Source organism: Oceanicola sp. D3 (assembly GCF_006351965.1).
GTDB lineage: Bacteria > Pseudomonadota > Alphaproteobacteria > Rhodobacterales > Rhodobacteraceae > Vannielia.
In genome coordinates, this window is the sequence record NZ_CP040932.1 from 2,403,700 (window position 1) to 2,415,973 (window position 12,274).

Sequence of the window (12,274 nt, forward strand, 5' to 3'; positions counted from 1 at the left end):
GCCCCCGGGCGCTCCTTCTCGCATCCGTCACCGGATCAATCGTCCCGATGCACTTTCTCGCGGCGCTCATGGCGCTCCTGCGCCTCAAGGCTCAGCGTGGCAATCGGGCGGGCATCCAGCCGCTTGAGGCTGATCGGCTCACCGGTCGCCTCGCAGTAGCCGTATTCGCCGTTCTCGATCCGCCGCAGCGCCGAGTCGATCTTGGCCACCAGCTTGCGCTGCCGGTCCCGGGTGCGCAGCTCCAGCGCGCGGTCGGTCTCTTCGCTCGCGCGATCGGCAATGTCGGGGATATTCCGTGTGCCATCCTGCAGCGCTTCGATCGTGTCGCGGCTGTCTGACAGCAGATCTTCCCGCCACTTAATCAGCTTGCGCCGGAAGTATTCGACCTGACGGTCATTCATGAAGGGTTCATCTTCGGCCGGGCGATAATCATCGTCCAGAAAAACTTCCTGCTTCATCCGTGCTCCCTCGGGCTGTGCTTTCTTCTCATTCTCACGAGTCGTATGCATCGCGCGCTCCATTGGGGGTCATCTACACCCGCAAGCCCCCCTTGTCACTGTCTTTTAATGCCGTCAGGGTGGAATTGAACATGCTGTGATCACAATAGGGCTGACAGCAGAAGATTGAGGAAATTCATGAGATTTGAAGGCACTGAAAGCTACGTCGCAACCGAAGATCTGACCGTCGCCGTCAACGCCGCCGTGGCGCTGGAGCGGCCTCTTTTGGTCAAGGGCGAGCCCGGAACCGGTAAAACCGAACTGGCCCGGCAGGTGTCGGCGGCGCTTGGCCTTCCCATGATCGAATGGCACATCAAATCCACCACCCGCGCCCAGCAGGGCCTCTATGAATATGACGCCGTTTCGCGCCTGCGCGACAGCCAGCTTGGCGACGAGCGGGTGCATGATGTGAAGAATTACATCAAACCCGGCAAACTCTGGGAGGCCTTCTCCGCCGAGGGCCGCGTGGTGCTGCTGATCGACGAGATCGACAAGGCCGATATCGAGTTCCCCAACGACCTGTTGCAGGAGCTCGACCGGATGGAATTCCACGTCTACGAAACCGGCGAAACGATCCGGGCCGTCAACCGTCCCATCGTCATCATCACCTCCAACAACGAGAAAGAGCTGCCCGACGCCTTCCTGCGCCGCTGCTTCTTCCACTTCATCAAGTTCCCCGAGATGGACACGCTGAAACAGATCGTCGAGGTCCACCACCCCGGCATCAAGAGCGAGTTGCTCACCACCGCGCTGACGCAATTCTACGAAATCCGGGACCAGCCCGGCCTGAAGAAGAAGCCCAGCACCTCGGAAGTCCTCGACTGGCTCAAACTCCTCCTCGCCGAAGACCTCACCCCCGAAGACCTGAAACGCGACGGCGCCAACGCCCTGCCCAAACTCCACGGCGCCCTGCTGAAAAACGAGCAGGACGTGCATCTGTTTGAACGCCTCGCCTTCATGGCAAGGCGGGAGCGGTAGGGTGGGTGCAGCCCACCAGCCGTGCTTGAGCAAGTCTGTGTATCGTGCACTTGCTCATGGGCTTTGCATGGAGCCTCCCGCATGACCCGTTCCCCTAAGTGCCGGATCATCTCCACACTCTGGTGTCTCCTAACGCTCGCGGGCTGCGGGACAATTTACGACGAACACTGGGTCGTCGTCGGCTCGGAAGCCACCTTGGACGTCCCCGATGTCGTCGGTGTCCACAGCATCGAACCAGAATCAGCTGCCTACGATCCCGACCGCCCCCATATGACGCTTACCTTTCGCAGCGTCGGAACTTCTCCCATCCGCCTTCCGGCCAGGGCTGTCATGCGCAGCATGATCCTGACTTACTCCGCTGGTGGACTCTCCCAATCCTTTCGGCGCACTGAGTCCCGATCCGACATGCCCGAGGTCGTTACCTTGTCATCCGGCGAAAGCATCAGCTGCAGCATCGGCTTCGACTTTCCCCGAAAGCTCCTGTCCACCAGTTCGCCGAACGTTCACGTCGAAATCTGCGCTATCTGGGATGCCGCAAGTTTTGACGTCAGTTCCTTTCCCGATGAAGGCCTCGAATTTATCGACAGCTTCAGAGCCTGCGATCGGACCCGCCTCACCCGGTAGGCCCGGCGCGGTCATCCAGCAAACCCAGCCCGCACCGGTGCACCTCGAAGAAGCGCATATGACCCCCTACCTCACCCTCGACGTCTTCACCAAAACCCCCTTCACCGGCAACCCGCTCGCCGTCATCCCCGACGCGCGCCACCTCCCCGAAGCCGCCCTCCAGAAGATCGCCGCCGAGTTCAACTACTCCGAAACCACCTTCGTCTACCCGCCCGAAGACCCGGCCCACACCGCCCGCGTCCGCATTTTCACCCCCACCATGGAAATCCCCTTCGCCGGGCACCCCACCATCGGCACCGCCATTGCCCTCGCCCGCGCAGGCCACGGCCCCGAGATGGTGCTGGAACTCGGCGTCGGCCCGATCCGCGCCCATGCCACCCCCACCGAAGCCCGCTTCACCACCGAGGTCGCGCTCGAAACCCTCGCCCACCCCGCGCCCGCTCTGGTGGCCGCCGCCCTCTCGCTCCCCGAAAGTGACATCGCCGCGCCGCCGGTGATGGCCTCTGTCGGCCTCCCCTTCACCCTCACCGAGCTGACCTCCCGCGAGGCGCTCTCTCGCGCCGCGCCGAACATCGAAGCCTTCCGTGCAGGCCACGCCGCCCACCCCTCCGGCCTCGATTTCGCGCAATATGCCTATCTCCGCGATGGCGACACCATTCACGCCCGCATGTTCGCCCCGCTCGACAACATCCCCGAAGACCCGGCCACCGGCTCCGCCGCCGCCGCCCTTGCCGCATTTCTCACCGCGCAGCACGGGCCACTCTCGGCCACCATCCACCAGGGTGACGATATGGGACGGCCCTCGCGCATCCGCATTTCCACAACGGCCAGCGCCGTGACCATCTCCGGCGCTGCCGTGCCCGTCATGCAGGGCACCCTCGCGTTCTGAAGCGCCACTGCCGCTGGAAATCCTTGCCCCTCCCGGCTAAACCCTTGGCACCAGCCGGAGGCCTTCATGACGACCCAAACCCTGATCAAGCGCTCCGCGGCCAAGGGCCTTCGCATCACCGGTCAACGCAGGGTGATCGCCGAGGTGCTCGATGCCGCCTCCGATCACCCGGACGTCGAAGAGCTTTACGCACGCGCCTCCGCGGTCGACCCGAAGATCTCGCTCGCCACGGTCTATCGCACGGTGAAGCTCTTCGAAGAGGCCGGGCTGCTTGAGAAGCTGGAGTTTGGCGACGGGCGCGCCCGTTACGAGGACGCCGAGCGCGACCATCACGATCACCTGATCGACATGAAAACCGGCGAGGTGATCGAATTCGTCGATCCCGAGATCGAAGCCCTGCAAGAAAGAATCGCCGCCCGGCTCGGCTACGAGCTCAAAGGCCACCGGCTGGAGCTTTACGGCGTGCGCCGCAAGCCGCGCTAACCGGGCAGGCTCTGGCCCAGCAGCGGCAACAGCTCATCCACGCAAACCGGCTTGTAGAGCGTGCCCCGCAGCATCGAGCCCGCAAGGGCCAGCGGCACATCCTGCGCCTCGTAGCTGAGCACCACATGCGGAATTTCCTCTGAAGACAACCGCATCAGCGCCTTCAAAGCCGCCTCCGGCTCCTCGCCCACATCAACGATCGCCGAAGACACAGGCGCATCGGATGTCGCGAAACTCTCGAAGGTATCCACCTCGACAACGTCGAAGCCCGCCTCCTGCAACATCATCTGCAGATCCATGAACAGCACAGGATCCGCCGACAACACCGCAACGCGGCGCAGCCCGTCTTCGAATGATCCGTTCTGGTTGTGCATGCTCATATCGGCCTCCTGCGTCCACTATGGCACATCGGAGACCGAATGTAAATTTTCCTAAATAAAAACAGTAGCTTATTATACTAAAGCCACGCATGTCGCGCATTTTATGGCAATTGAGTAACTTACTCATATTGTGTATTCTCACATAATGAGGGAACCGCAGCGCCCCGCGCATGTTGGCCATCCAAGCCCCGCCCGCCACTGGGCGTGCTGCAGGAGGTGATCCTGATGGAGAAAGACAACACCAAGCGGACCGAACGGTTGCAGATCATGCTGACCGAAGAGGAAACGCGCGCCCTCGATGACTGGCGCTTCAAGCTGCGCATGCCGAGCCGCTCCGCCGCCGTGCGCGAGCTCTTGCGCCGGGGCTTGTCGGCCGAGGGGTTCTTCGATCAGGCGAACGGCTCCGAGCATTCGGGCGACTTCGGCATTTTCGATCCCCGCCGCCACGACGACGACGACAAAACAGCCAGCTGACCCCCTCGTAAATCCCCGCCCGCCACTGTAGCTCTGCCCCGAACAGGGCCGGGAGACGCGCGGATGACAGAGAATATCAAGGGCATCGCGCTGATGGTGCTAGCCATGCTCGGGCTGGCCTGCACCGATACCGTCGTCAAGCTCATGGCCGAGCATATGCCCGCGCCGCAGGTCATCCTGCTGCTGGGCGGCGCAACGGCGCTGATCTTTTCCGCCGTGGCCCTCGTCCGCCGCGAGCCGCTGTTCTCCCGCACCTTCTTCCACCCGGCGGTCGTGGGGCGCAGCCTGTCAGAAGGCGTGGCGGCAATCACCATCACCTTTGCCATCTCGCTGGTGCCCCTCACCACCGTCTCCGCCCTCATGCAAATGAACCCGATCCTCGTCACCCTCGGCGCGGCGTTGTTCTTTGGCGAGCGCGTCGGCTGGCGTCGCTGGGCGGCAGTGGTCGCCGGGCTGGTCGGAATGTTGATGATCGTCCGCCCCGGCCTGCAGGGGTTCGACCCGAACGCCCTCATCGCGGTTGCCGCCGCCGTGGCCCTCTCGGCACGCGATCTCACCACCCGCGCCGCGCCGCGCGCCATCCCCTCGCTGACGCTGGCGGCCTGGGGCTTCTCGCTGGTGCCGCTCGCCGCCACCGCCGCCCTGCTGATAGGCCCCGGCTTTTCGCCCCTCACATCCGATGGCCTGTTCTGGGCGCCGCTCGGCGTCCTCTTCACCCTCGCAGGCTACCTCGCCCTCACGGCGGCCACCCGCACGGGCGAACTGGCCACCATCGCCCCCTTCCGCTATTCCCGCCTGCTCTTCGCCACCCTCATCGGCGTCACCTTCTTTGCCGAGCGCCCCGATGGCTGGACGATTGCCGGCTCGCTCCTCATCATCGCCGCCGGGCTCTACGCCTTCCTGCGTGAGCGCCAGCTTGCCGCCCGCCGCGCCGCTGCCCCGCCTGCCGTGCCCTGACACCCTTGCGCCCTCCCCCCGCGCTGCTATGACGTAATCAAAAGCAATTGTCCCAAGGGAGCCCCGCCAATGAGCATCATCATCGACATCCACGCCCGCGAGATTCTCGATAGCCGGGGCAACCCCACGGTCGAGGTCGATGTCACGCTCGAAGACGGCACCCTTGGCCGCGCTGCCGTGCCCTCGGGCGCCTCGACCGGGGCGCATGAGGCGGTCGAAAAGCGCGATGGCGACAAGTCCCGCTACAAGGGCAAGGGCGTGCGCGAGGCCGTTGCGGCGGTGAACGGCGAAATCGCCGAAGCCCTGGTCGGCTTTGAAGTCACCGAGCAGGTCGGCATCGACAGCGCGATGATCGAACTCGACGGCACCCACAACAAGGGCCGCCTCGGGGCCAACGCCATCCTCGGCGTCTCCCTCGCCGTGGCAAAGGCCGCCGCCGAATATACCGGCCAGCCGCTCTACCGCTACGTCGGCGGCACCTCGGCCCGCACCCTGCCGGTGCCGATGATGAACATCATCAACGGCGGCGAACACGCCGATAACCCGATCGACATCCAGGAATTCATGATCATGCCGCTCTCGGCCCCCACCATCGCCGAAGCGGTGCGCATGGGCTCGGAGGTGTTCCACACCCTCAAGGGCGAGCTTTCCGCCGCTGGCATGTCCACCGGCCTCGGTGATGAAGGCGGCTTCGCGCCAGAGCTCGCCTCCACCCGCGACGCGCTCGATTTCATCCTGAAATCCATTGAGAAAGCCGGCTACAAACCGGGCGAAGATATCTACCTCGCCCTCGATTGCGCCGCGACCGAGTATTACAAGGACGGCAAATACGAGATGAAAGGCGAAGGCGTCTCGCTCTCCTCCGAAGAAAACGCCGACTACCTCGCCAAACTCGCCGCCGACTACCCGATCATCTCCATCGAAGACGGCATGTCGGAGGATGACTGGGAAGGCTGGAAGATCCTGACCGACAAGATCGGTGACAAGGTGCAACTCGTGGGCGACGACCTCTTCGTCACCAACCCCACCCGCCTCGCGGACGGGATCGAAAAGGGCGTGGCCAACTCCATGCTTGTGAAGGTCAACCAGATCGGCACCCTGACCGAAACGCTCAAGGCCGTCGATATGGCCCACCGCGCGCGCTACACCAACGTCATGTCGCACCGCTCGGGCGAAACCGAAGACGCGACGATTGCCGACCTCGCCGTTGCCACCAACTGCGGCCAGATCAAAACCGGCAGCCTCGCCCGCTCCGACCGGCTGGCCAAATACAACCAACTCATCCGCATCGAGGAAGAGCTGGGCGAAGTGGCCGTCTACGCAGGCCGCTCGGTCTTGAAGGGCTAACAGGCGCGGGGGCTGAAAAGCCCCCACCACGCCCCTTTCACACCCCCACAACGTCACCTGACCCCGAAGCCCGCGTCCCGGCTTCGGTCACCGCTGCGCCACACCCTGAAAAAACTGCACAGGCAGGCAGTTTACGCAGCGCAAGGCATTTTGTAGGCCTAATCAAAATCAATGGGACGTGAGATAGCAAGCAATGGACCGCGAAGAGTTCGTCGAGCATGTCGGCCCGCAATTGGTGCATCTCACGATGCGCTCCAACGTGCCGGGCATCAACGCGGGCGGGCTCATCCGCGCCGCCGAGATCGCACGCCGCGCCGGGATTGATCCGCGCAGCCTGCGCCTGCGCAAAGAGCGCACCGAAATCCAGCTCGACAACCGCGTCATCAAACTCAACCATCAGCGCCCGCTGATCGCCGGGGCCAAACAGGCCGAAACCTTCCTCGACCGCCACACGCTTGAAAGCTGGTCCGACGTGCTGAACTCCCGCCTGTTCTTCTGGCCCACCGACGGCGGCAGCAGCTTTGCCGACAGCCTGAAGGCCGAGGCCGGGATCGTCGAAGTCCGGCTCGACAGCCGACGCTTCTTCGATGCCTTCGCCCCCGATATCGACCTTTCCCCCATCAACTCCGGCTCCGCCACCCGCCGCGCCTCGGTGCGCGGCGACTGGCTGTTCGTGCCGGTGTCCGAGGGCTGGGACGCCTTCGCCGAAAACCGCCGCAAGCGCGGCCACGCAGGGCGCCGCGACAGCGTCGCCGAAGTCTCCATCGCACGCGACATCCCGCCCGAGATCTTCCGCACCCTGATGCTCGCCCCCGGCCAAACCGCCAAAGCCTGAGCCCCCGCGCCGGCGCCCGCGTCTCAAGCGGAGCGACATCTTTCGACAGCAAGAAGGCGATCTCTTCACAGATCCCCGAGTGCTGATATTAGCAAAACCTTCGACCTACCAATGACAGCAAAGCAGGCGGCACCAGACGCTACCGTACTGGAAAGAGGCCGTGGTGAAAGAGACGACGACGCTCTACGCCTCGGACCGAGACGTGTTCCTGTTCCTCGTTGACGATCTGAACCCCCTCGTGTTGGGGCTGCTGGCCGACGGTTCGCCCAACCCCTACTTCCGGGGCTTCTATTGCTGGAATTCCGAGGTCGGTGCCAAGACGCTCGGGATCGCCAGCTTCTACCTGCGCGCGGTCTGCCAGAACCGCAACCTCTGGGGCGTCGAGGACTTCCAGGAGATCACCATCCGGCACTCGAAATACGCCGCCTCCCGCTTCGCCCACGAGACCGCCCCGGCGCTCAGCCGCTTCGCAGAGTCCTCGCCCACGCCTTTCATCGACGGCATCCGCGCGGCACGCGAGAAGATCGTCGCGCGCTCGGACGAGGACCGTCAGGACTTCCTGCGCAAGCGCGGATTCTCGAAAGCGGAGACGGGGCGGATCGTCGAGACGGTGCTGGCTGAGGAAGGCCGCCCGCCAGAGAGCGTCTTCGACTTCGTGCAAGGGATCACCGCAGTTGCCCGCTCGAAGCCACAGCACGATGCGCGGCTGGTGATGGAGGGGAAGGCGAAGGCGTTGTTGGAAGCTCTTTAGGAAATTGGCGTTGATCGGTTCCCAGGATTCTCACTAGAAACGAAGGCCGCACTGGATTTTTGCTTGATATGCAAGAAGTACTCGAACAGCATGGTACTGTGAGAAGTAGTGTGCAGGGGTGCCGATGAGCCACCACGAACAAGACAGGCTCCCGGTAAAAAGGGAACCAACGAAAGAAGAAATTGAACGCCGATCGCTTGAGTTAAAAGACGAGGTAAGAGAGAATATCCAGACCTTGCACGGATTCTTGATGGTGCTTGCTATTGGGAATGCGGTAAGGGAATTGGCTGTATCCCACTCAGCCTTTTTCACGGCCAATCCCTCGCAGATATTGCCAAATATCACCTACGAAGGAGCGGCATCATTTGCGATTGGTCTCATTCTGATATTCAGATTCTTTTTAGGAGACCGGCTTTTCATTAAAAGCTACAATCCTGAAAATCTTGTTCTTTTCGTGATTGATATGCTGAACATATTTATTTCTGCTGTCCTTATTGCTTACCTATCGTTTTTTGTGACTCACCCGTCTTATATGCTGTTCTTGGCAACGATACTTTTTTCTTTGGAGATAGCATGGTGGCTGCTTCGCAGCGCCGTTTCCCTGATATTTAGAGCTTTTGATGGCCGGCCGAACAACATTTCCGACGATGAGAAGGTCGGGATAAAAGTTGCAAACATAATCACCATCGCTACGCTTATTGCAATCTATGTGCGCAGCCAGATTGTTGGCCTTGAGATCGGCTACAATCCCTTGGAATGGCCCGCTGAGTTTTCTCCGTTATTTGTCACTGCTGAGTTGGGTTGGCTTTTGACAATCTTCCTTGCCAATACCGTTGCTGATTTGTCCCTAAAGGGGCCGGGCTATTTTGGCTGGCCGCAAGACTGGTTTATAAGCATTGGGCGCAAGTATACGAAATGAGGGTGTGCGTTGCCATAAATGCTCCAGAAATCTCGGAGATTGGTAACAAGGCGAGATATCTAGGAGTCCTAGAACGTCTACAGGTGTGGATCAATAGGCTGGACCAGACAAACGAGTCCCTCAAGTTTGATGACATTTACTTTCTTGATCTTTCTGGGAAAAAGGTTCAATCTCCGGCACGCCTATACAGGTTGCTTGGTTCGCAACAGGCTGATTATACCTTCTATTTCTATCTGGGGGCGGTCGAGAAATTTCAGTCCAGCTACTTCTTGAGGCAGCACCAAAGCAAGGATGGTCGGCTATCAACATTCGTTGATCTTGAAAGGTTAATGTTGTCGGGGAAGCGTTTTTTTGTATTTTGCGACAACTTCTCTGAACGTGACAATCTTGGTGAGGTTTGGTCTTCGGCTCAAGAGAATGTGGTGATACGTCAGGCTTATTCAGGGGCGAGAACGTTTTTTGACGATTTCGTAACGCTTAACCGCTTAGTTCCTAGATATCGGGCGGCAGATGTGACTCAATTTCTTACGCGTGATCAAAGTCATCATCCAAGTATGGTGCAGAAAAACGGTGGGCAGTTTGATTGGATCACATCGTTCCAACAAACGTTTGTTCTTTGGCGTGAGGACCCAGAAAATTTTGCGTCGGATGACAAAGGCTCGCGAGAAGATGGCATCCAAGCGCTTCGCTATTTAGCGGGCCAGATGCGCCATGCTGAAGATGCAAGATTCCTTCTCGAGTATTTCTCATCCTGTGACCCAGAGGAGAATGTCCGCATCGCTGCGCAGCGCGCCTTAAAGTCGGTACGTCAAACACGAATAAGAGCGCCAATGGGTTCCGGACGACCAATTCCTGGTCTTGAGGAGCTTATGGGGCCACTGAAAGAGGTGGCGAGTGGCAGTTTTCTGATGGGATCTCGGGTTGAGGACGATCCCTTCAGTCTGCCAGAAGAACAACCAAAACACTCGGTCTATCTCAACGAGTTTTTGATCCAGCGAGCGCCGGTGAGCGTACAGTTTTACCGCGAATTTCTCCACGATATCGGAAAACTTGAGGTCTTGGAGCGTAGCGAGGATGGCGATGACGTAACTCCAGTGACGAATGTTTCATGGTATGACGCGATAGAATTTTGCATTTGGTTGAACGGCATTGCCCATCTTCAAGGTTGGCTGCCGATTGATTGGGAATTTCGTTTGCCAACTGAAGCGGAGTGGGAGAAAGCGGCACGAGGAGTTCACGGACGCATTTACCCATGGGGAAACACATTCAATGAGAATGTCTGCAATTACAGGGAACTCGCGATTGGCAAGGCTGTAGCTAGCGGCAACTATTCTCCTATGGGTGACAGCCCGTTTGGCGTATGGGACATGGCCGGAAACACTTGGGATTGGACCGCAAGTTTGTGGGGCGAGGGGGGAGCAAAACCTGACTATTCGTATCCATATGACCCAAACGATGGCCGCGAAGACATTCTTGCCGGACCCCATATTCGTAGGGTCGTGCGAGGGGGCGCGTATTATTACTGGGATTATTGCCTGAGGACGTCCACGCGGAACCTCATGTTCCCAGATACAAAGCATAGCGGAGGTGGCTTTCGGTTGGTGAAATCCCGATCAGGTCTGCTCAAAAGATCTGGACTGCATTGACGAAGATGATCAAGGGCTAGGAGGTCCGTGCTATCTCCCAATTCCTGTCTGATATGTCAGAGTTAGAGGGGTGCCGGGTTTTCCGTGACGGGTTTGGAGGTCGGGAGAGAGGCTCCCGGCTGGCCCGTCGCGGAGTAATCCTGATGACCAAGCAACAGAAAATCACCCTCAGCGCCTCGCGCGACATTCCCTTCAACAAGCTGATGCTCAGCCAGTCGAACGTGCGCCACGTCAAGGCAGGCGTGTCGATCGAGGAACTGGCCGAGGACATTGCGCGGCGGACGCTGCTCAGTTCCGTCACCGTGCGGCCCGTGCTGGACGACAGCGGCGCCGAGACCGGCATGTACACGATCCCCGCCGGCGGGCGGCGGTTCAGGGCGCTGGAGCTGCTCGTGAAACAGAAGCGCATGAACAAGACCGCGCTGGTCCATGCATTGTGCGCACCGATGGCCTCGCCGAAGAGGACAGCTTGGCCGAACACGTCCAGCGCGCGCCGCTGCACCCGCTCGACTAGTTCCGCGCCTTCCAGGCCATGCGCGAGAGATGGCGCAGTCAGAAAGCCGCCGTTCACTCAATGGCGGCAAAGTCCACAAAGCCCCCATCGCACCCATCGCACCCATCGCACCATAGCCCGCTGCCAGATAAACCGCCCAGAAAAACCCACCACCTCAAACAACAGCACAAACCCACTAGCACTTGCCACCTTCCCCGGCCCGCCTCCCCGCCCTAGGCTGGGCCAACCCTTGTCCAAGGCTCGCCCATGCGCCTTCTCGCCGCCCTCTCCCTCCTCGCCACCCAGGCCGCCGCCGAGCCCCTCTTTGACGGTCGCGCAAAGCTCACCCTGCCCGAGGGCTTCGCCCGAACCGGCACCACCGAGCAGGGCTTCACCTTCACCACTCGCCCAATCTGGGAAACCCTCTCGCTCAAGGGCGACTTTGCCGAACTCTCCCGCATCGCCCGCGCCGATGCCATCTTCTTCAGCACCGACAACCCCGATTGCGCCGCCGAAGCCGCCTTCCCCTACCATTTTTCCTGCAAACCGGCCGAAACGCTGACCGTCGAGCTCTTCGACCTCGCCACGCCGCTGGGCAACGCCAGCCTCGTCACCCGCTTCACGCCCCAGCTTGCCGGCGACCGGCCCGACCTGCCGCCAAGCGCCCTGCAAGCCCGCTACTGCCCGCCGCCGCACCATGGCACCCACGCGGGGCCAATCCTCACCTGCTTCCGGCGCGATCTCGTCACTGAGCGGCCCACCATCGCCCAACGTCTCATCCTGACCGAGAGCCACGCCATCGAGGTCACCGCGCAAAACGGGCTCCTCGCCGCCCAGATCAACATGGCCCTCTTCGGAGAAAACCGCGAGGCCGTTCCCTCCCGCGACGAGGCCCAACGCGCCTATGAGGCGCTTCGGCAGGGCTACTGGGGCGGCGTCACCCCCGAGGCGCTGGCCGGTGAAGCCCTGCTCGGCACTGTCAGCCTGCCCTGAGCCCCTGT

At 60.9% G+C, this 12,274-nt stretch carries 13 protein-coding genes and 2 pseudogenes; 13 read left to right on the forward strand and 2 right to left on the reverse strand.

Annotated features, from left to right (window positions below; genetic code table 11):
- Positions 1–35: 35 nt before the first annotated feature.
- Positions 36–458, reverse strand: coding sequence for an RNA polymerase-binding protein DksA (dksA, locus tag FHY55_RS12165; RefSeq protein WP_140014446.1), 423 nt, complete (start codon positions 456–458; stop codon positions 36–38).
- A 177-nt stretch (positions 459–635) separates the two neighbouring features.
- On the opposite strand from dksA, the gene FHY55_RS12170 reads away from it, so the two are divergent.
- The 4 genes from FHY55_RS12170 (at position 636) to FHY55_RS12185 (ending at position 3,471) form a co-directional block, all read left to right on the forward strand.
- On the forward strand, positions 636–1,475 hold the full coding sequence (locus tag FHY55_RS12170; protein ID WP_140014447.1) for a MoxR family ATPase: 840 nt from the start codon (positions 636–638) through the stop codon (positions 1,473–1,475).
- Between the two features lie 81 nt (positions 1,476–1,556).
- Positions 1,557–2,099: a hypothetical protein gene (locus FHY55_RS12175; protein WP_140014448.1), complete on the forward strand. Its 543-nt coding sequence runs from the start codon at positions 1,557–1,559 to the stop codon at positions 2,097–2,099.
- Between the two features lie 58 nt (positions 2,100–2,157).
- Entirely contained in the window at positions 2,158–2,988 is an 831-nt protein-coding gene (locus FHY55_RS12180; RefSeq protein WP_140014449.1) for a PhzF family phenazine biosynthesis protein, read from the forward strand.
- Between the two features lie 66 nt (positions 2,989–3,054).
- Entirely contained in the window at positions 3,055–3,471 is a 417-nt protein-coding gene (locus FHY55_RS12185) for a Fur family transcriptional regulator (RefSeq protein ID WP_140014450.1), read from the forward strand.
- Here the strand turns inward: FHY55_RS12185 and FHY55_RS12190 are convergent.
- Positions 3,468–3,851: a hypothetical protein gene (locus FHY55_RS12190; protein ID WP_140014451.1), complete on the reverse strand. Its 384-nt coding sequence runs from the start codon at positions 3,849–3,851 to the stop codon at positions 3,468–3,470. The two genes, FHY55_RS12185 and FHY55_RS12190, sit on opposite strands and share 4 nt — an antisense overlap.
- Positions 3,852–4,076: 225 nt before the next feature.
- Between FHY55_RS12190 and FHY55_RS12195 the strand changes: the two genes are divergently transcribed.
- The 9 genes and pseudogenes from FHY55_RS12195 (at position 4,077) to FHY55_RS12235 (ending at position 12,266) form a co-directional block, all read left to right on the forward strand.
- The gene (locus tag FHY55_RS12195) at positions 4,077–4,325 is read left to right on the forward strand and encodes a hypothetical protein (RefSeq protein WP_140014452.1); all 249 of its coding nucleotides are present in this window, start codon (positions 4,077–4,079) and stop codon (positions 4,323–4,325) included.
- Positions 4,326–4,388: 63 nt separating this feature from the next.
- Positions 4,389–5,282 carry a DMT family transporter gene (locus FHY55_RS12200; RefSeq protein ID WP_140014453.1) on the forward strand — a complete coding sequence of 298 codons (894 nt, stop codon included), beginning with the start codon at positions 4,389–4,391 and terminating at the stop codon, positions 5,280–5,282.
- Positions 5,283–5,351: 69 nt separating this feature from the next.
- Positions 5,352–6,629, forward strand: a complete 1,278-nt coding sequence (gene eno, locus FHY55_RS12205) for a phosphopyruvate hydratase (protein WP_140014454.1) — start codon at positions 5,352–5,354, stop codon at positions 6,627–6,629.
- Between the two features lie 193 nt (positions 6,630–6,822).
- Positions 6,823–7,464 (forward strand): hypothetical protein, encoded by a 642-nt coding sequence (locus FHY55_RS12210; RefSeq protein ID WP_140014455.1) that lies wholly within the window; start codon positions 6,823–6,825, stop codon positions 7,462–7,464.
- Between the two features lie 160 nt (positions 7,465–7,624).
- Positions 7,625–8,215, forward strand: a pseudogene (locus FHY55_RS12215) (DUF932 domain-containing protein); the annotation flags it as partial.
- A gap of 124 nt (positions 8,216–8,339) precedes the next feature.
- The gene (locus tag FHY55_RS12220; RefSeq protein WP_140014456.1) at positions 8,340–9,134 is read left to right on the forward strand and encodes a hypothetical protein; all 795 of its coding nucleotides are present in this window, start codon (positions 8,340–8,342) and stop codon (positions 9,132–9,134) included.
- An 83-nt stretch (positions 9,135–9,217) separates the two neighbouring features.
- Positions 9,218–10,780 carry an SUMF1/EgtB/PvdO family nonheme iron enzyme gene (locus tag FHY55_RS12225; protein WP_168222994.1) on the forward strand — a complete coding sequence of 521 codons (1,563 nt, stop codon included), beginning with the start codon at positions 9,218–9,220 and terminating at the stop codon, positions 10,778–10,780.
- Positions 10,781–10,920: 140 nt separating this feature from the next.
- Positions 10,921–11,291, forward strand: a pseudogene (locus FHY55_RS12230) (ParB/Srx family N-terminal domain-containing protein); the annotation flags it as partial.
- Between the two features lie 249 nt (positions 11,292–11,540).
- Complete coding sequence (locus tag FHY55_RS12235; protein ID WP_140014458.1) at positions 11,541–12,266, forward strand: hypothetical protein; 726 nt, start codon at positions 11,541–11,543, stop codon at positions 12,264–12,266.
- Positions 12,267–12,274: the final 8 nt, after the last annotated feature.

Excerpts from the sequence above, each read along its gene's own strand:
- dksA (WP_140014446.1), bottom strand. The coding sequence starts at position 458 with ATGAAGCAGGAAGTTTTTCTGGACGATGATTATCGCCCGGCCGAAGAT.
- FHY55_RS12170 (WP_140014447.1), top strand. The coding sequence starts at position 636 with ATGAGATTTGAAGGCACTGAAAGCTACGTCGCAACCGAAGATCTGACC.
- FHY55_RS12175 (WP_140014448.1), top strand. The coding sequence starts at position 1,557 with ATGACCCGTTCCCCTAAGTGCCGGATCATCTCCACACTCTGGTGTCTC.
- FHY55_RS12180 (WP_140014449.1), top strand. The coding sequence starts at position 2,158 with ATGACCCCCTACCTCACCCTCGACGTCTTCACCAAAACCCCCTTCACC.
- FHY55_RS12185 (WP_140014450.1), top strand. The coding sequence starts at position 3,055 with ATGACGACCCAAACCCTGATCAAGCGCTCCGCGGCCAAGGGCCTTCGC.
- FHY55_RS12190 (WP_140014451.1), bottom strand. The coding sequence starts at position 3,851 with ATGAGCATGCACAACCAGAACGGATCATTCGAAGACGGGCTGCGCCGC.
- FHY55_RS12195 (WP_140014452.1), top strand. The coding sequence starts at position 4,077 with ATGGAGAAAGACAACACCAAGCGGACCGAACGGTTGCAGATCATGCTG.
- FHY55_RS12200 (WP_140014453.1), top strand. The coding sequence starts at position 4,389 with ATGACAGAGAATATCAAGGGCATCGCGCTGATGGTGCTAGCCATGCTC.
- eno (WP_140014454.1), top strand. The coding sequence starts at position 5,352 with ATGAGCATCATCATCGACATCCACGCCCGCGAGATTCTCGATAGCCGG.
- FHY55_RS12210 (WP_140014455.1), top strand. The coding sequence starts at position 6,823 with ATGGACCGCGAAGAGTTCGTCGAGCATGTCGGCCCGCAATTGGTGCAT.
- FHY55_RS12220 (WP_140014456.1), top strand. The coding sequence starts at position 8,340 with ATGAGCCACCACGAACAAGACAGGCTCCCGGTAAAAAGGGAACCAACG.
- FHY55_RS12235 (WP_140014458.1), top strand. The coding sequence starts at position 11,541 with ATGCGCCTTCTCGCCGCCCTCTCCCTCCTCGCCACCCAGGCCGCCGCC.